This is a genomic window from Bacteroides fragilis (genome assembly GCF_019583405.1).
Lineage (GTDB): Bacteria > Bacteroidota > Bacteroidia > Bacteroidales > Bacteroidaceae > Bacteroides > Bacteroides fragilis_B.
This window is the reverse complement of sequence record NZ_SZUU01000001.1, coordinates 50281-68662: the sequence shown is the minus strand read 5'-3', so window position 1 is coordinate 68662 and position 18382 is coordinate 50281. Positions and strand designations below refer to the sequence as shown.

At 44.4% G+C, this 18382-nt stretch carries 16 protein-coding genes; all 16 read right to left on the bottom strand.

Annotated features, from left to right (window positions below; genetic code table 11):
* Nucleotides 1–2 precede the first annotated feature (2 nt).
* Nucleotides 3–929: a fimbrillin family protein gene (locus tag FDF36_RS00230; protein ID WP_220389893.1), complete on the bottom strand. Its 927-nt coding sequence runs from the start codon at nucleotides 927–929 to the stop codon at nucleotides 3–5.
* A 15-nt stretch (nucleotides 930–944) separates the two neighbouring features.
* Nucleotides 945–2000 carry a fimbrillin family protein gene (locus tag FDF36_RS00225; RefSeq protein ID WP_220389892.1) on the bottom strand — a complete coding sequence of 352 codons (1056 nt, stop codon included), beginning with the start codon at nucleotides 1998–2000 and terminating at the stop codon, nucleotides 945–947.
* Between the two features lie 22 nt (nucleotides 2001–2022).
* Entirely contained in the window at nucleotides 2023–3015 is a 993-nt protein-coding gene (locus tag FDF36_RS00220) for a fimbrillin family protein (protein WP_220389891.1), read from the bottom strand.
* Between the two features lie 24 nt (nucleotides 3016–3039).
* Nucleotides 3040–3999 carry a fimbrillin family protein gene (locus FDF36_RS00215; protein ID WP_220389890.1) on the bottom strand — a complete coding sequence of 320 codons (960 nt, stop codon included), beginning with the start codon at nucleotides 3997–3999 and terminating at the stop codon, nucleotides 3040–3042.
* A gap of 12 nt (nucleotides 4000–4011) precedes the next feature.
* Complete coding sequence (locus FDF36_RS00210) at nucleotides 4012–5013, bottom strand: fimbrillin family protein (protein ID WP_220389889.1); 1002 nt, start codon at nucleotides 5011–5013, stop codon at nucleotides 4012–4014.
* A 16-nt stretch (nucleotides 5014–5029) separates the two neighbouring features.
* The gene (locus FDF36_RS00205) at nucleotides 5030–5968 is read right to left on the bottom strand and encodes a fimbrillin family protein (RefSeq protein WP_220389888.1); all 939 of its coding nucleotides are present in this window, start codon (nucleotides 5966–5968) and stop codon (nucleotides 5030–5032) included.
* A gap of 27 nt (nucleotides 5969–5995) precedes the next feature.
* Nucleotides 5996–6970 (bottom strand): fimbrillin family protein, encoded by a 975-nt coding sequence (locus tag FDF36_RS00200; protein WP_220389887.1) that lies wholly within the window; start codon nucleotides 6968–6970, stop codon nucleotides 5996–5998.
* Between the two features lie 20 nt (nucleotides 6971–6990).
* Complete coding sequence (locus FDF36_RS00195; RefSeq protein WP_220389886.1) at nucleotides 6991–7959, bottom strand: fimbrillin family protein; 969 nt, start codon at nucleotides 7957–7959, stop codon at nucleotides 6991–6993.
* Nucleotides 7960–7986: 27 nt separating this feature from the next.
* Entirely contained in the window at nucleotides 7987–9096 is a 1110-nt protein-coding gene (locus tag FDF36_RS00190; RefSeq protein WP_220389885.1) for a hypothetical protein, read from the bottom strand.
* 18 nt (nucleotides 9097–9114) lie between these two features.
* Nucleotides 9115–10686: a fimbrial protein gene (locus FDF36_RS00185; RefSeq protein ID WP_220389884.1), complete on the bottom strand. Its 1572-nt coding sequence runs from the start codon at nucleotides 10684–10686 to the stop codon at nucleotides 9115–9117.
* A 26-nt stretch (nucleotides 10687–10712) separates the two neighbouring features.
* Nucleotides 10713–11636, bottom strand: a complete 924-nt coding sequence (locus FDF36_RS00180) for a FimB/Mfa2 family fimbrial subunit (protein WP_220389883.1) — start codon at nucleotides 11634–11636, stop codon at nucleotides 10713–10715.
* A gap of 95 nt (nucleotides 11637–11731) precedes the next feature.
* Nucleotides 11732–13381, bottom strand: a complete 1650-nt coding sequence (locus FDF36_RS00175) for a DUF5029 domain-containing protein (protein WP_220389882.1) — start codon at nucleotides 13379–13381, stop codon at nucleotides 11732–11734.
* 237 nt (nucleotides 13382–13618) lie between these two features.
* Nucleotides 13619–14755 (bottom strand): clostripain-related cysteine peptidase, encoded by a 1137-nt coding sequence (locus FDF36_RS00170; RefSeq protein ID WP_220389881.1) that lies wholly within the window; start codon nucleotides 14753–14755, stop codon nucleotides 13619–13621.
* 4 nt (nucleotides 14756–14759) lie between these two features.
* Nucleotides 14760–15872 carry a DUF3868 domain-containing protein gene (locus FDF36_RS00165; RefSeq protein ID WP_220389880.1) on the bottom strand — a complete coding sequence of 371 codons (1113 nt, stop codon included), beginning with the start codon at nucleotides 15870–15872 and terminating at the stop codon, nucleotides 14760–14762.
* A 14-nt stretch (nucleotides 15873–15886) separates the two neighbouring features.
* Nucleotides 15887–16453: a DUF3575 domain-containing protein gene (locus FDF36_RS00160; protein WP_220389879.1), complete on the bottom strand. Its 567-nt coding sequence runs from the start codon at nucleotides 16451–16453 to the stop codon at nucleotides 15887–15889.
* A 620-nt stretch (nucleotides 16454–17073) separates the two neighbouring features.
* On the bottom strand, nucleotides 17074–18288 hold the full coding sequence (locus FDF36_RS00155; RefSeq protein ID WP_220389878.1) for a site-specific integrase: 1215 nt from the start codon (nucleotides 18286–18288) through the stop codon (nucleotides 17074–17076).
* Between the last annotated feature and the right edge of the window lie 94 nt (nucleotides 18289–18382).

Genomic DNA, 18382 nt, shown 5'->3' with positions numbered 1-18382 from the left:
TGTTATAATTCCGTATCTACCTCAGTATTTCCTTGTCCGCCAAAATCATTGACAGTAACAGCCGCCGATGACAAGATGATTCCCACATCCGTAAATGTCAGTGATACTCCATAATATTTCCCCGAATCCAAAGAACTGCCTAACGTTGAAATGTCACAACTCCGAGTCACCCCGTCGACAGTGACAAGAATAGTCAATTTACTACCGGCAAGTGGTTGCGGAGGAAACATATACTCGTATGTCACGCTTTTACCGGCGGCAATATTAACGTTAGGATCATAAACATATCCGGCAGCCACAGCGCTTCCTCCGGTAGCTCCGGCAGCTGAAGCAATATCGAGGCTACGTGTCAGGTAAAAATTAGCATTATTCGATTTGAAAGTAATATTCCGTATATTACATTTCTTAGTCTTATCAAATTTTTCCCCGCGGGTCAGTGTCAACCTCAATCTGGCATACGCATGTTTCATATTCAGAAACTCAACAAACGGATTGTATACACTAACCGGACCTCCCTTCAAGGCTTCACCCGCTCCATAGCAAATATCCTCTCCGGCATTGAACAGCTGCGCTTGCAGGGTCAAGGTAGTGCCACTTGCCAGTCCGGCATAATTTCCGGTTGCTGTATGATAAGGATAATAGGCAAAAAAAGAGGCATTCCGATAATCTACCTTGATTACATTATCAGATCCCCACTCTCCTCCTGAATAAATATGCTTCACATTGAATAAAGGCGTATAAGTACCGGCAGTGGTCCGAAAAACCCCTAAAGCGTATGTATCATCGTTTATAATTCCGCGTGTTGAGGGCCTATCGTCAGAAGAAGCGGACACTACAGCCAGTGCCTTTTCTCCGGATACCTTGTCTTCTTGTTCACAAGAGACTAATGCAAATAGGATGCAAATAAAAAATAATAGGTTTGTCTTCATACGTTTAATATTAAATTACAGTGCCCCTGATCCATTTTGTGTAGGATCCGATGCCCAATCTTCTGTTCCCACTTTACCACCATCAATAATGATCTCTGTTTCATCTTTAATAGTAGTGGCATCACCACCGTCAAAGCTTATTGGTTGCCAGTCTTTCGTGGTAACCTCCACTATATTAATCGGTATTCCCCCTCTGATATCCAACCGGACTACGTGGCGCTTTCCTGCTACCAGTCCGGCAAGATCCGCCTGTGGCACAATCACACTGAAATCACGTTCATCGATGGTCAAAGTCAGTTTCAAGTCAGACGCAAAAGTCTGCGGAACAAACAGATAGTTACAAGTGGTATCTCTCGCCGCTTCTCCTACCCCCAATCCCGTGTCATGCATAGGTCCGGAGGTTGGATATGAATAAGAAGCAACATTTGTTGTGTTTTGCAGACTCCCGTCTTTTATATCGAACGTCCCGGTGTCAACCATCGGGTCTCCGTTGTCCAATTCTATACGTACATTGGTTATTTTACACTGCAACGGATACCTTCCGTTACGAATCATCTCCAAAGAGAGTTGAGAATAAGGTTTCTCCAATAAAAAATTGATCTGTGGTGACAGATTATTGACTGTGACATCCGCATTGTCTTTGGCATACCACCAATCCGCATCCTCCGTGTAAGCCTGGGTCTTTAATGTGGTCTGTGTAACTGCAGAAAAAGCAACTTTTCCATATGGATAATAAGCACACAGACCGGCTCTTGCCCCGCCCACCCAAACAGAGGTCTCTGACGTCCATTCGTCATCAGGCTGGTAAGTGTATTTCACATTACTCTGAGGGGTAACATAGTTAGCATCCGCTATCAAAAAAACTCCGATACTGCTCCCTTCAGGCAACGGTTGAGCGGTAGCTCTTGTAGTCACATCCGCCTTGAACGAAGTGAATACGCTTAAAGGCACACTGTCCGTTTTTTCTGTCGGAAATAAATTCCTTTCCTGCGAACAGGCAACCAATAATAACATCATTGCATATATGGCAGCCACAGAAGTATTTATATTCATATTGAGTTTCATAATCATGCTGTTCATTTTTGTATAATCATTAAGGTTGGGGAAGCGGTTCGTAATCTATACCTTCATTCAGTATTTTCTCATCCCAGTCAGTAGTGGTTACGGTCACCGATTTAATTGCGATCCCTCTCAATTTCAAAGAGACAACGTATTTTTTACCACTCTCGAAATCAGAGAGATCGCTTATCGGAATGATCACCGTTGCCGGAAATCCGCTTACATTCACTATAATGCTAAGCCCTTTAGTCGGTTCAAAAGGGTCAGGCAATAATTTTGTAGGAATCATAAGCAGATCAGCCTGGTATTTTTTAGTAGGACCGTCCAAAACATAAGGAAGGTCTTTTGTGATGTTATATCCTCCTCTGAATTGTTTCTGCGTATCATCCGGATGGATGCCAACAGTACCACTCGTAATATCTATCACCGCTTTTCGAAACAATGAGTCGTTTGCCAAAGCCACCGAATTAATACTACATGTAGCCGGATAAGCATCTTCGACCCCTATATTCAATACTAAACGTGAATAAGCATGCTTAAAACGCATATTTACAAAATATTCCTTAGCATCAACTACCTGGTTAGTCACATAATACAGTTCTTTTAAAACGTCATAGTTTTGTGTCTCCATAGGAATTTTAGTACGGTCCTTATAAAGCTTATCCACTGTTTCTTCCGTATAGGGATAATACCCGCACACATCCGCCTTCTCGCTACCTAAATAAATGGTACTCGCCTCCGACTCGGCTGTCCATTGACTCTCACCGGCATTTAGCGTATATTTTCTGTTATTCACAGGCGTATAACTCGTTTCGGCAGCCTGCCCATGACAAAACAAAGCAATGGAACTTCCGGGCGTAAAAACTGCATCGGCACGGGTCTGTAGATTGCCTTCCACAATGGAAGCAGACGCTATTTCCAACTCAGTACGGGCTGTTTTGTCTTTTTCCCAATCCGGTAAGCTATCACCATCGCTGCACCCCAGTAACATGCAAACTAAAAAACTTATGTATAGTACTCCTTTCATAGTAGCTCATTTTTTAATATGATTTTATTCAACAGGATATTTATTCCCGCCATTAACCTTATCATCTTCCCATTCCAATGCGCTAACGGTAGGCACGATTTCTGTTCCTTTGATCTTTAATCCGATAACATACTTCTCTCCCTGCCTGAACTCTCCAAGTTCGGAATACGGGATCTCCACGAGCATCTGTTGTCCATCTACCACAAGGCTGACAGACAGCCCGAATTGTCCTCCTTCCGCATCTGTCCGCTCAATGTTAAGCGGAACCGGAATCATCAGTACACGGCGTACATAAGATTCGCCAACAGCCAATGTATGAGGTGAAGTCGCAGTTACTGTTGTCAAATCATAATTCCCTGTTTCCAAGTCCTGTATACTTCCGTCAACGGCAATGTTAATAGTGCCTTTTTTTATTAAAGCAGAATTCATCAAGGTTATTTGACTAATTTTACAAGGCATAAAGTAGTTCTCACGACTGATCTTTAACTCCACTAAAGAATAAGCATGCACCATACTAAAAGTAATCGCAGGAGTAAAACCATTTATCATTGTATTCAATGCATAATAGATATCTTCAGTTTCCACATAATCCTGTGATTGCAATGGAATGACCGTCTTGTCCGTATACGCATCTTTATAAGGATAGTAAGCGCAGACATCAGCATCGTTACCCACTAAATAAATTGTATCATTAGCCGTCGGAGGCCCCCAATCACTGCCGTTATAAACATATTTACGATTGTCAATAACTTTATATCCGCTTCCAGCTTCTGTACCCGACAGAAAAATCCCTATGGCCCCTTTCGTCAAAGCTACCGGATCGGGAGCTAGACGTGTAACCACCTCCTGCTTAATGACTGCCGAAGATACCTCGAGCGGTACTCGAAATGCAGATGCTTTCCATCTCCCGTCATCCATCTCACGGTCATCAGAACAGCTACTCAATAAAATACCTCCCACCAAGATCCATAATAAATGTTTCATAATCTTCATACGCTAATTAAAACTGGTATCATAATCATCGCCACTGCCTCCGGTTCCTGTCTGCACCTCTGCCCAATCCTTGTCAATCAGGATTTTATCACTCATCAAAGTTAACTTTCCACCTTTGACAGCCAATGACACAATATATTTAGTACCTCTTACAAATGTACTCAGTTTATCGGCCGGAATGGTGACGGAATAATCCATGCCGTCTACCGTAAGTGTCAAGACTACGCCTCCGGAAAAAGTTTGTTGGGGCAGCAGCCAGTCAAAACTCGTATCATCTGGAACCCCTATTGCAAATCCGTCTTTTAAACCGGTCGTCACAGTATGAATATATTGAGGTGTTTGTGTTCCGCTTCCTTCGGTTCCGGTACTGATGTCAACCGTATTGGCTGTGATTATATTTCCGGTAGAGGCCTCTATTTTTGCTTTCGTTATCTTACACGTGTTCGGATACGTGGCATCCCGTACCACAGACAATACCAAACGGGCATAAGCACGCTTCAACTCAAAATTCGCAGTAGGAGTCTTTTTCCAGACCTCATCCCCTCCACTGACAGCAAAACGCATATCTTTCTCCTCCGCATAGGTCTGCATTGTCAGGCCGGCTTCTGTTTTCAACGAACTATTTTTAAATTCTACAGAGTTATAGGGAGCATAAGCACATAGCCTGGCGTAAGTGCCGCCTACATATATCACAGTAGAAGCCGGCTTCCAGTTTTCTCCCGCAACACGGTTATAACGAATATTTTCCAATGCCGTATAATCCGTCTCGGGTAAACGGAAAATTCCTAATGTTCCTTCAGTCATTTCTACAGCAGTAACAGCACGAGTGTCGACCTCTGCACCGGTTGTAGCCCGGATTTCAAGAGGTATCTCTCCGTTCTCACCCCCTACAGAGTCTGCAACCTCTACTTGTGAACAAGAGCTCCAGCCTACTATTAAAAGCCACATCAGCCACAAGCGTCTTGCCAAGTGAGAATCCAGATTATGCGTATAAGTTCGTTTCATGATTCATCCTTCCTTTTTATGGTTCCGGATTATATTCACCATCTACCTGTTGATTATCCCACGGAGTATCTTTCACACTCAGTTCAAGTGCAGTACCTTTCAGTTTCAGGCTGACCTGATGAATAACACCTTTGGTCAACGCACCCAGTTTGGCATACGTAATCGGAACTGTCATCAGTTTACCGTCCACTGTCAGTTCCAGTGTCACTCCCGTACTGCCACTGTTGGCCAATGTACAGGGAATCATCAACACATTACTTTTCACAGTCCCCGATTTAGGAACCACAATACCATCCGCCTGCTTTGTCGCATTTGTCCAGTAACTGAAAGCAGCATTGATCTTAGTTGATGTATAAACTGCCGTTGCCAGGTTCAGTGTAGCATTCTCAATTATATTTGCGTTCTTTATGGCGATTTTAGTTACTCTACATGTATTAGGATAATCCTCCTGGCTAAAGACAAATTCGATTTGCGAATAAGCATGTCCCATGATAAACTCAACGCTCTTACCGGCAGAAGTACCATTCACTATTTTCTTACCTGCATATACCAGATCAAGTTCGGTGTCAAAAATCTGAGAAGTCAAAGGGACAGCCTCTTTAGTTGACAGATTTAATTTCGTTGTTTTCTTATAAGCACACACACCGGCATTCTCTCCACCCAGATAGATTGTTTCCGTGTTGGGTTTCCAGCCGGAGCTATAGTCATACTGTATATTGTCTTTTTTTACATAACTGGTTCCGGATTCGCCTTCCAGAAAAACTCCGATCGAACCAGATGTGAGCAATTGTGGCGTGACGGCACGTGTCTGCACGTCACCTGTTACAAACGCAGAAGCAATCTCTAAAGGAACTTTTTGTTCTTCTTCCGGAAAATCATCATTACCACAGCCCGCCAGTAAAATCAGCGATAAAGTGGCTATTATAAATGGTTTCATATCAGACTTGGTTTTCATTACTATCCTTTCTGTTACAATCAGTTATTAATCTAAAGTCGCATCGTTATCACCGGGTACAACAGAGGTATCCCATGGATATACTTTCACTCCCGAAATATCTACTCCCGTACCCTTGACCTCCAGGAAAATGGTAGATAAATACCCGGCTTTCAGAGCTTTCAAAGTCCCATACGGAATCGTTACCGAATACTCACTTCCATCAATTGTCAATATCAGTTGGGTATCGTCCTCAAAATCCTGCGGAGGAAACAATTTGCTGATACTTACATCCGTACTCCCCTTGGCTATCCCTGTTGTCCCCATAACAAGCGCAGATGTATCCAGCGTCCAACCGGAAGCTGTGCTCCCTCCCAACTGCCCCGCATCCCCGGCGGATTTACTGATATCCATGCTACGTTCCACATAAAACGTCTTTCCGCTCGTTGCGGGTTTCATCACAATCTTGGTTAACTTGCACTTCAACGGATAAGTCGAATGACAAGCAATGCTGAACTTCACACCGGCATAAGCATGCTTCAGCAAAAAGGAAGCAACCGGATTGCAATTATTGACTGCCGCAATAGGAGCATCGGCATAACAAAAATCATTATCCGCCGTATTATCTTTCACTGTCAAAACAGTAACCGTACTATTATCACCATTAAAAGTGACCTTACCATACGGATAATAGACATGCAAAGAGGCATTCGTACCGCCAACATATAATTTATCTGCCAAACTCCATCCGGTTCCGTCGTGAGTGCACCGCACATTATACTGCTGCGGAAACGTAGCAGTGTAAGGTGCCGTGCGAAATATTCCTATGCTGGCATTTGACAAAGTAACCGCACGTGTTTCAACGCCATTGTCCGCAACAGTTTCCACTCTGACAGGAACATACTCGTCTTCCCCGCCGGCATCCACCGGATCCATCCCTCCGTTGCTACAGGCAATCAATACTATTGCCATCCCGGTATTTGCCAGAATGTGTTTCATCTTTCTCTGCTTTCTTAAAAACATATTTATTCCTTTCTGTCTCTTTATTGCGGCACAAACGGATTACCGGAGTCTTTGACTGCCTCATCTACCCATTCTTCCACATCCACAGTTCCTATCTCTACTTCAGTGGGACGAATAATGACATCTATCTCATACTTTGTCCCTTCCACCATTTTCTTGTTCGTACCACAAAGCTCGGCAGCGCCAATCTTACCTTTCATCTCCTTTCCATCTATCATTAGTGTAAAAGAAAGATCCCCGGTAAAGTCAGCAGGCACTACCATATAATCCAGAACGGCAGGAACAGCAGCGGTTCCGATAGTAATCGGAGCGGAATAGCTGAACATTACCCCCTGCACTCCTCCTTCAACGATCCCGGTAAACAGATCCAAAGTTCCGGTAATCCGTAATGTCGCAGAAAATGTAAATAAACTGATCTCACCGTTCCCGGTATACTCTCCTTTGTTCAGAGCCCCATCCGTTATTCCTCTGATAAAGTTGAATCTCAGGAGCGAATATGCTCTACGCAAATTCAGCGTTACGGCACCTGTTGTATTCGAAGCCTCAAAAGGACAATAATAGATCTCTTTTGAAGCCTCATAGAGCTCACTGTTCATCAGTACACTACTTGTCCGATCCTCTTTATAAGGATAGTAAGCCGTCAGTTTCGCCGGTCCATCGATCAATACCAATTCCTCCCCATCCGTCTTCCAGTATGGAGTTCCATATGTATATTTTCTGTTATGAATGGCCTCGTAGCCATTCGTGATATCTTTTTTCTGAAAAACCCCGATGGCATCGGTCGCTGTAGTAAGCTCAGCAGCCGAACGCGTAAGTACCTCTAACCGTCCTGTTGAAACTCCGCCTATGCATAAAGAAGTGCGCTCTCCTTCTCCTGTCTTTCCGTCACCCGGAACAACGCAGTCATACTGCGAACAGGAGAAGAGCGCAACACACAGAAGAATGCAGGACTTCTGAAAACAATCTATTTTACACTTCCTTATTATCATCGTTCTTATTATATTTTATGAAATCATTCAATTCACTTCTACATCCGGTGGAGTTATCCCATCGGGGACTTTCCAATCGGTAGGTATAGTGACCGTTTTTATACCAAAACTACCCGCTCCGTATGCCTCATCGGGAGTATCGGCTCCCTGGCTCAAAACATCTTTAATAACCACTGTATAAGCATTATTGCGTCGTAAATACTGCACATCATTTTTATCGATATTGATATTCACCCGATACCATCCCTTATAAGGAGACTTTTCACATTGCAACAGCAGACACACCGCCTGCGTTTGTAGCAGATAGGGAGTATGGAGAGTACGCAACACCTCAGTGGCATACAAACCGCCTATGATACTGAATTGCTCCGGCGCATTTTTTTCATTTGCATAAGTCAACGGCAGGAAAGCCATATCCTGCGGATCATTAAATACAGGTATTACCGGTGAAACATTACGAAGCATAGCCGATTTCAAGAGAACCGTTCCTCTTTTATCCTCAACCACCCGAACATCTATGCGTACGGCGGCACGCAGTAGCTGTACACTCATATCTTTCCCTGCTTCCTTGAATGTTGTTCCGCTCATAAGTAAACTGTTATCCGTAACGGTATATGTTCTGTCCGTTATTGACTGCAACGGCATATCTCCCCGAAGTTGCACCCGCACCGCGTTTTCAGTCTGTCCGGAACAATAAGCATCAAAATCCATTCCGGGAAAATAAGCAGAAGCATTGGCAAGCACCAATACATTATAATCCGTATGATTGTCGATGCTTCCGCCTTCCGGTATAATTACCGATATTTTCCCTGTCTTAGCCAGATGATTGCCATCGACGGTTCCCTGCAGGGAACCGGCATACAACCCGTTGCCATGTTCATCGTAAATGAAAAATAAGAGCTTTACATCATTTATCACACTTTCCTCCGGACGGGCCACAGGTATTTTCCCTCCTGTATCGGATGCCCTTGTTTCCGGATTATCAGCATCGGGGATGGTATAGTTCAGCGTGAAAGCGACAGGCTTGACAGGTTGCACATCACGTCCCTCTTCACCCGAACAGGCTGTAACCCCCATCAAGCAAAATACGCTTAGAAGCATACATCCTTGCCGTATATTTCTTTTAAATCGTTTCATAAGCCAACTAATCTATGTTTAATTATGCAGTTCATCTTCCTGGCTTCCTCCGTTTCCCCAGTCATCGGGAGAACGGTCTACCTGAGTCAGTTTATAATGCACTGTCAAATTCTTTACTTTTATATAAAAGTCATCGTCATAAGCCTCACCGGCGGCAAGGTCCCCATAAGACTTTTTGGCCTTTACGGTAAGCGTACCAGCAGTAACGGTTATCTCATAGCGTTCATTAGAGATTACGGCCGACACTGCACCGTCAGATACCTTTACAGGTGCAACCGTCGCATTACCGTTAACCGGGCTCGACGCATCAAAACTCAACTGCCAGAAAGGACCGAACGCAACATCACTTTCTATGGGAATGGATTTCAGCGAACCTGCGTAGCCGGATAAAACGAGCTTCTTTGTACCCGAAGAGAACCAGTTCTCACGGTCAAAATCAATTTCCGTATTCACGTCTATCCAGTCAATCACTTTCACATAGATATTCATCGGTACCCCCGTAGCCGCATCGTCAGGATTGTCATACCCCGAACCCGAGACATTCATTATTTGAAAAGTGTACTTATGATTCCGCAATAGTTCAACCAGTTTTTTCGGATCGTCCGGATCCGTCAGATCAATCCGGTAATAAGTGACATCCGCGTCGTCTCCATAAATTCCGCCTACCACCAAACGAGTGGTAGCCACTTTGTCATTGCCGGCAATATATCCGGGCTGATCAAAGCCGTTATCCGAGTAATAAGTGTTTTCGTATAGATAGAGCGGTCCGACAAGGGGCAAAGAAGACTCACTCTTCTGAAAAAGCTTGTCACCTATCGGGCGAACCCCTAATTTGGCGGGTAAAGTCGTTTTAACCACATTACGGGTCTTTTTCTCGTCTTCTGAACCTGCGGTAACCACTTCATAGGCCTCCTTCACCGGAGCCAACCTACCGCTATCCGCCGGGAAATAAGCATAAAACTCACGCAACTTAAAAATCACCTTACCGTCGCTATCTAACAACTCACCCGGATTTCCCGTATGCGCGTCATCCACTTTTGCCTGTACAGCGGCTACCGAACGCAGCACCGGTACACTAAGCGTTTGTCCTACCGACTCTTTCGAGACAGTCACTCCTGACAAAAAACCATGCATAGGCAAACAATCTATCCCGGACGGATTATTCTCCACCTTGGATACCATTTTTTCCAATAATGCATTCATCTCCATCCCTAAACCTTTATAGGCACCGCTACGCACCAACTCTGCATGGCAATTCGTAAATACATGCACTTCCAATCCTTCTCCCACAGGCATAGTCACCTGAAACGTATTTTTACCGGCAACCGGAGTTCCTTCGGATGCTGATTTCAGATACAGCCGGTTCCGGTCGGACACTCCCGGAGCAAATACCAATACGTCAATGCCATTGATCACCGTCTCTTTGTTATCCGTCCCATCGGCTCCGGAAGCATACGTGCGGGGAACATTCACACGGAGGTACATGTCTTTATCCGGGTTCTGAGGGATACTTTCGGAAGTATCATCCGAACACGAAACCAAGACCACGGCCAGAAATACCATCAGTTGACATATCAGAATTCTTTTCATGCTATACTCTCCTTTTATCAGCTTACTTACATATTACTTTCTATTGCCGCCACTTTCCATCCATTGACACGAACTTGCATAACGGGCTTCACATAATGTCCGTCAATCACCAAGTCAATATAGTTGCCCGGAACAGAAGTCAACTCAATAGGAGCACAATCAAACGAAGCGACCTTTTCATCACGAATAAACACATCTACCTTCAGGAACTTTCCTTCCGATGAAAAAGAACCGAACCAGGGAGTCAGTACATTTCCGGTACTTTCTTCGTAATAACATTCAGGTTCAAGTATCACTTCGTCCGCATTTGCTTTATTATTATAATCGACACCGCTACGCGTACCGTAAAGGTGGAATTTAAAATCTTCGGGGGAAGGAATAATACTGCTCGCGGCACGTGTTGTTCCTCCTTCTTCAACGACCTTATCCTCTACTGTCTGAGGAATCATTGTTATACGCGTACGGCATACGGCACGAACAAACGGAATGGTCACAATATTGCGGTTTTCACGCAGACCGGCATCTATGGCAATGCGTCCGTACAACAGATCGTCTACAGGCCGGCAGATTCCGCTGCCGTCGGTAATTTCTTTTAATTTCACATACCCCTCTCCTATGGGAGTATCAGGAGTATCTACATAATCAATTGCCTCATCATGTGTCCAGGCTATCAGTTCCAGACTGTCTATATCATCAAAGGTTTTCAAGAATCGATAAGGTTCGGTCAATCCTACTTCATCCAAACCGATTTCCAGTTCCCGATATTTATGCTTCTGTTTATAAAAATGAAGTTGCGTAGGAGTAGAAACCGTTTCAAAAAAACGATTGGCTCCACCATAAATATAGCTGAAATAGATGTGCATATATCCGGCACAAGCATCCATATCATCTTTAATACATGAATTCAGCAATAGGGCAACACCCAGAAGTATCGGTAGCAGTTTCTTCATTTTAGTTTTGTATTCTTCTCTTTCCGAAAAAGAAAGGGATATAAACCGGAGCGGATTTTCTGCCCGCCCCGGATCATATAAAAAAGAGATTCTGATTACATATTTATATTGTTAACAACATATTTCCATGGCTTAACAACTACCTGTACAAGCATGTCAATATTATCCGAATTGATAGCATCTTCAATAGTCTTGGCACCCAAAGTGGTAATAGTACCCGTTATATGATAGAATGTGTTGCGTTCGGTAATCTTCATTGAGGTTGTTTCGTCATCGCTATAGTTGGCAACATCAGCACGATAGTAACGTTTGTCGTTAGGTTTAATCGTAATAGCAGCTTCTTTCTTAGCTGGGTCTGTTTCACCTCTCAACGCAAGTTTATATGTATCATTATTTTCCAGGAACGTAACCAATGCTGTTACATTCGTAGGAGTATTCCAAAAATCAGCAGCCAATTTATCATAGGTGGTACCTGCAGGAACAGAAGTAGCAGTTTTGAAATCGGTATCTTCCAAAGCCTTTTTCAGCATTTCTTCCGTAATAGTCGGTTCAAGCAGGGTATTTGCACCGATATAAGTAGCCTGAGTAACTACGACAGTAGCACAACCGGCATTATTAGCATAGTTAGGAGTTACATAAAAATAAGGAGAATATAACTTGTCACTCTTAACGTATACCATCGTACCAGATGTAGGAGTCTGTCCATCAGTCAGCGCCTTCTCACCAACAACCCATGTCAGACGATATTCTTTCGCGTCCGCATTGTATTCTCCCTTATTCAATGCAGGAGTCGTTCCAACAACTTCTGCAGTACCGGGTGCAGATTCTTTCTCACCTGCAAATGCTTTCAACCAGCCTTCCACATCCCAGTCTTTAGCAGTTGCATCCGCACTCTGCGGGAAATACCAGTCACGAGTCTGTGCTGTGAACGGAGAAACACGTCTCGGGATACGTACTACGACAATACCATCGGGGTCTTTAGTACTTACCGGATTTTCCCACTCTGAATCTTTGATTGCCATCTTACCACAAGCCTCGTATACGGGATTGGTAGTAACGGAAGCATTAAAGAACACTTTCGCTAATTCACGATTCAGAGGAATCGAAACTTTAACGGTAGATCCGTTCGGGATATTCGGGTTGGTAGGAATAGCCGATACACCTGCCATGATATACTTCTTACTCTGCGCTCCGTCTTTAGCAACGATCAGATCATTCAGATAGCTCTTAGACAGATTAGAAATATAGGCACGGATAGCGGCTTCCGATTTATCGGCCTGGTGTGCCAGTGTCTGAGCGGTAGCAAGGGTCATCTGAGGATCATTCACAATGACATAAACGCTATCTCCCTGACGTACGCCGTTAAACGTACACATATTTTTCTTCGTTCCGGGAGTCGCAACATCGCCCTCACCGATTGGGGTTGCCACATTAGCGTCTTCCGCCTGACTCTCACCTGCCACACGCTTCACAGTCCAGTCACCTACTTTCGCGCCTTCATGCTGCGGATCATTTTCTTTGGCAAACAGATAGGCCACATACACGCTATTTTCAGTGCCTACTCCTTCTATTTCACCTTTATCCGCACGGGTAGCAGGAGCTGTAGAATTGGTAAAAGCAATGTTGATGGCATCAATAATCTCACCTTTTTGGCCGCCACCGCCAATTCCCGGTTCATCATCATTACTACATGCAGCCATTGCAAGGGCCGCCAATGTAAATGTAAATAATTTGTTTAATTTCATGTTACTAAAAAATTTAATTATAAATATGAGTTTGAAATATTTAATGTGCTCATCCGCTTTGGTTATTCCTTTCTCCCTTCCAGGCTGCGAAGGGTGAAAGGCAGAGAGAAAAATACGGATACTCCCTGTTCCATCGTTCTGTTAACTGTCACTGTCTGTTTCGTTAATCAAAGATTCCTTTCCATCACTTTTTTAATTCTATTATTGCCATTCACTAATTAATTTGAACTATGTATATTATTGCATTAACTTCAATTTCTTTCTTTCGGTCAGCAATGCGGGAGCGGTGGCATCAGGTATATACAGCGTCATACCACAATGATCGCTAATCGAAAATCCGCCCCGGCTCTGTGACATAAAGTTCTCCGTAGCCGCTTTATAGATTATCGCTTTCTCCAAAGCCTCATCAAAAGCGGCAGATTCTTCAACGCTCCCAATCCTTTCTACATAGGCCGAAGCGTCATAAAAGAGATGTTGTCCATCCGGCAAACGATCAAAACTCTGTAAGCCGCTACGGTCTATCCACTCCCAACGTTCCACCCGACTCTCGGCTGCACGAAGTTGCGACTTCAACATTTCCAAACCGTTAGTCCGGATCACACTGATGGTAGCCGAACGATAATCCCCTTCCAGATCGTTATAATAATCATAATAGGCGGCAGCCACTGCCGACAGATCCGCTTCCTTTTTATAAAGCAACGGAAACATTTGTTTGTATACCGGAGTGAAGCCCGGTGAAAGCATCTCGGCCGATGACCCGACCACATATTGTGTTTTATCTTTCAGTTCGTATGCTACCTCAAGTCCGGCCATGAAACAACCTTCGAAAAGGATGAAATTGAACTGGCCGTCCGGGATGGCTGATGCAAAATCCTGTAAAGTCATTTCAGAATGATTATCCTTGACAACCGAACGGGTCGTACCGGCCGGAACCACTGTCGTACCTACCGGCAGCCATCCGCTGGTATGAGAGAACACGATCAATCCCGGATCAACGGAAGGATACCGGGCCATAGCCTCATTGACAACCCGTGCAAATACGGAGGCACTGGCTGAATTCTCCTGTTTATACTTAGCCAATATTTTTGTTACCTTTTCTCCCTGTTCATCAAAACAAACCTCTAACAAGCGGGTACTATCCGCTCCTTTTTTATCCTGATAAATCAATAAATGCCCCGGAAACCTGTCCCACGCCTCTGTTAACGCTGACAATTTTTCGTCGGTCTCGTCGGCTAAATCATTATCCCCTCCCATATAAACCAAAAGGGTACGATCAGACAGACGTTGCTCCAACAGGCCGTCCGCTTTCTCACCGACTACACAACCGGCAAGCAACAAGCAGAGCATATATCCTATGTAATACATTCTTTTCATATTCTTATTTTACGTATCTAATACGACATGACACTCGCCGGAGCTTCGGAAAATATTCCCGCAGCAAGACTTCGAATGTTTTCCCTTTATTCAGCGTTTTCAAAGATTTTTTCCGCTGATTGTTATCTTTCACGGTACGCAGGATTGAAAGAATTTCATCACGCTCCGGAAGGTCGGAAAGTTCTATATCTTTCTCAAACTGTTCCCAATCTTCGCCTACCCACTCAACCGCGATCTCCATGCGTTCGCCATATTTATTTTCAAGAAACTCCTGAAGAGCTTTGGCACGCTTCTCGGCCAGACGTTCGTTATTCAAGGCATATCCTTCGGGAGAAGAGTAGCCGGTAACAGTAACTCCTGATATGGAATTCCGGTTATCCCGCTCAATAGAATCCACCTGATTAACGAAATGCATCCAAGAGGCACGGTTCAACTCATGATCGGGAAGAATGCGCATTTCGTTAGTAGGAAAATAAATATCAGCTTCATAGCCCGCCTGAATAGGGACCGCCTTCCTATAGGAAGAGGCATCCGCAACCACAGGTAGCCGCTCAGATACATCCGGAACTACCCGGACGGTGTCACGAATCACAATAGTATCCACCCGTTCTACAATCAATGGCGGTATCTGCTCTGTCTGCATGGCAAAAGGTACCAGGCGGGCATCGCAATTGCAATTGGTATCCCGCATCCACACTTTCACATCTTCCATCCATGCCGCATAAGGAACTTCGATTCGATAATGAATGTGGGGCAAGGCATGATCTCCCTCACGAAGCACAGTATAAGGAGGAATCTTCTCCAATCCAGAAGTAGTGCCCAAGGCCCGGCGACGGCGATACATCAAATCGCTTTGAGGACCATTGAGCACAATGGGAGGCAGCGACAATGAATCGACGGCATTGCCCGAAGAGAGTAGCGGAAACAGATAGACCGTGCAGTCCGGCGCCAGACGGACGCTGGTCAGGTCGACAGCCAGATCGACCAACAAGACAGAGTCCCGGCGTTCCAAACGATACACCTCTGTACGGACAGGCTGCGTAGATCTATCTGCCGCTAACACTGATAGAGAGATGAAAAATGAGAAACTTATGAAAAAAACTTGCCTGATATTCATGTTTTATCCCTCCCCTACTTTAAAAGATAGATAATGGACACACCAACCTTGGTAGGGCCTACGTAACCGGTCCGGTAATGATCGACACGCTCACCGCAGGTAGGACAATAAAACTTATCATAATCAACTTGAAGGTATCCCAAACCGATATCGACTCCAATATTCACCCGGTTGCTGATAATCCACTGATAACCATAAGTAAGCCCCCCACCGTACAACTGGCCTTCAAGCCGATAGTCCTTCAGAATGCCAAAAGGAAGGTTACCGAAGTTGAAGATACCTCCCGTGGCATGCACACCCAGATAATGACCTTTGAAAACATCACTCAGCCAGTAACGGTATTCTACCTGCCCGACCAAATGTTTCATTTTCCGGTTTTTAGCGTACGTAAAAGGATTATATTGAATAAGACCGGCTACACTCATCTTTGAACTAAAAGCATATTCGACTCCTACATTCGGAGTAGCCGTGGCCCAGTAAAGACCATTGGCAGTCAAGCCCCACTGCTGAGCGCTCCCCATACAAGGAAACGATAAAAGTAAAGCAACAATCACCCCCAATGTGCATAGTACCTTTTTCATATTTATGGTTTGTTTGATAATTAGGGACTCTTTCTTATAATGAAAGGGGAAGCCTCAGAATTACCAACATAACCACCTGTAAGACAGAAAAATAAAAGAGTACCGATCCGGAAATGTTTCTGATTTTTTTTATTTTCAGAAACAATTGCAGGAAGTATGAAAGTAAAACACTGATTCATAGAATATTGCTTGATGTTGACTCAGAAACGATTTCAGAAACATGGACGGAATGGGCCGTAAAAGAGCGACACAAAGGATGGCATACGACCTGCATACATCTGATTATAAACAGATTAATCATCCTTGTGAATAGATAACGGCATGTGCCTGAAGCAGTGGGGACGGGCAGATGAAAACCGTTGGAAAAGAAATAGCGAGAAACCGGTGTATGCTTTCTTAGAAGAGTCTGTAGACAAAAAGAAGGTGTATAGGAGGATGTTTTTTTCTATATGGAAAGAGAAAATAAATAATTGACAGCAAAAACAAAAAAAACTAAAAAAAGATTTGCTTTATTAATAATTTAATATGTATCTTTGCAAAAGTTATTTGAGATCAGAGAGTATCTCACGGTTGGCTCTTTCATTATAAGAAAGAGTTTTTTTTGCCCTTTTCCCCCCTCTTTACCGAAGACAGTTTATCACTAACCGATTGGCCTTGTCGAGCCGTGTAGTATCTATACGATCCAAATAGATGCGCGTGGTCTTCTCCGATGTGTGTCCCATGCAGTCACTGATGACCGAGACAGGCACATCATTCGCATGAGCAAGGGTCGCCCAGGAGTGACGAGCCACATAAAACGTGAGCGGCACCTCCAACCGAAGCCTGTCACCCAATTCGCGGATCTGTTTATTAAGTTTGCGTTGCTGTCGCCGGTAATCCTGATAGCTGTCACCACGGCGGAGCATCGGGAGCAGATAATCCGATGAAGAATCGGCATAGCGGTCAATCAACTCACTCAAACCGTTTTCAATTCGTATCCGCAACTCTTGTCCCGTCTTCTGCCGTTTGTAGCAAAGGTAGTCTCCTTGCAGATTTTCCTTATTTATATAGCACATATCTACAAAAGACATTCCACGCGTATAGAAACTGAACAGGAACAGATCACGAGCCAACTGCATATCGGCACGGGAAGCAGTCAAATCGACTTGCTCGATCCGTGCAATCTTCTCGCGGGAAATGGCACGCTTGGCAGTCACCTCTTCTTTAAGGTTCAGCCTCCGGAAAGGTTTCTGATCAGTATAAACCACGTGGTCGACACAGGCACGATTGTAGATGGCACGCCACTGGCGGAGGTAAAAAGAAATGGTGTTTGGCTGATTGCCCCGGTTGCGGAGGAAATCGGCAAAGCGGTCGATCACTTCGGGGGTCAGTTCTTCGAACGAGAAAGGACGGTCACCTACAAACAACTCGAACGCCCGGCGGGCACTACGGTAATTGGCGGCGGTACCCTGGCGCCCTTTGTTTTCTAGACCGGCTATCACGGAGTCGGCGTAGACCAGCACCTGGGTCAAATCATTGTGATAGTTGTAGACGCGTACAATGTCGTCCACCGTATAAGCACTCCCCTTCTCCGCCTCCAGCGATTCGCAAATAGCCGTCAACTCTTTCCTTATATATATAAGGTATTCGTTGGCTTCGCGAACAGTGAGCAGGCGACGGCGATTGCCACCGGTATTCTCTACCATTTCTAAACGGGTGTTGAACTCTGCCTCCCAAAATCGGTAAGGCGTATAAATCTCTCTTTTCTTTCGATGGCGTATGATCTGTATCACGAGTGGATAGCTGCCATCACGACCCTCGCGCGAGCGATTGAGCCGTGGAGTGATGGAGGTCATCTTCTTTTTTACTTTTGAAAATTTTGCAAAAGTATAACAACGTCCACTATCAATATGTTGGCAGCTTTTTGACTTCACTATCTTAAAAAATCTT

Bases quoted from the DNA above. Each gene is read 5' to 3' on its own strand.
- FDF36_RS00230 (WP_220389893.1), bottom strand. From the start codon at position 929: ATGAAGACAAACCTATTATTTTTTATTTGCATCCTATTTGCATTAGTC.
- FDF36_RS00225 (WP_220389892.1), bottom strand. From the start codon at position 2,000: ATGATTATGAAACTCAATATGAATATAAATACTTCTGTGGCTGCCATA.
- FDF36_RS00220 (WP_220389891.1), bottom strand. From the start codon at position 3,015: ATGAAAGGAGTACTATACATAAGTTTTTTAGTTTGCATGTTACTGGGG.
- FDF36_RS00215 (WP_220389890.1), bottom strand. From the start codon at position 3,999: ATGAAACATTTATTATGGATCTTGGTGGGAGGTATTTTATTGAGTAGC.
- FDF36_RS00210 (WP_220389889.1), bottom strand. From the start codon at position 5,013: ATGAAACGAACTTATACGCATAATCTGGATTCTCACTTGGCAAGACGC.
- FDF36_RS00205 (WP_220389888.1), bottom strand. From the start codon at position 5,968: ATGAAAACCAAGTCTGATATGAAACCATTTATAATAGCCACTTTATCG.
- FDF36_RS00200 (WP_220389887.1), bottom strand. From the start codon at position 6,970: ATGTTTTTAAGAAAGCAGAGAAAGATGAAACACATTCTGGCAAATACC.
- FDF36_RS00195 (WP_220389886.1), bottom strand. From the start codon at position 7,959: ATGATAATAAGGAAGTGTAAAATAGATTGTTTTCAGAAGTCCTGCATT.
- FDF36_RS00190 (WP_220389885.1), bottom strand. From the start codon at position 9,096: ATGAAACGATTTAAAAGAAATATACGGCAAGGATGTATGCTTCTAAGC.
- FDF36_RS00185 (WP_220389884.1), bottom strand. From the start codon at position 10,686: ATGAAAAGAATTCTGATATGTCAACTGATGGTATTTCTGGCCGTGGTC.
- FDF36_RS00180 (WP_220389883.1), bottom strand. From the start codon at position 11,636: ATGAAGAAACTGCTACCGATACTTCTGGGTGTTGCCCTATTGCTGAAT.
- FDF36_RS00175 (WP_220389882.1), bottom strand. From the start codon at position 13,381: ATGAAATTAAACAAATTATTTACATTTACATTGGCGGCCCTTGCAATG.
- FDF36_RS00170 (WP_220389881.1), bottom strand. From the start codon at position 14,755: ATGAAAAGAATGTATTACATAGGATATATGCTCTGCTTGTTGCTTGCC.
- FDF36_RS00165 (WP_220389880.1), bottom strand. From the start codon at position 15,872: ATGAATATCAGGCAAGTTTTTTTCATAAGTTTCTCATTTTTCATCTCT.
- FDF36_RS00160 (WP_220389879.1), bottom strand. From the start codon at position 16,453: ATGAAAAAGGTACTATGCACATTGGGGGTGATTGTTGCTTTACTTTTA.
- FDF36_RS00155 (WP_220389878.1), bottom strand. From the start codon at position 18,288: ATGACCTCCATCACTCCACGGCTCAATCGCTCGCGCGAGGGTCGTGAT.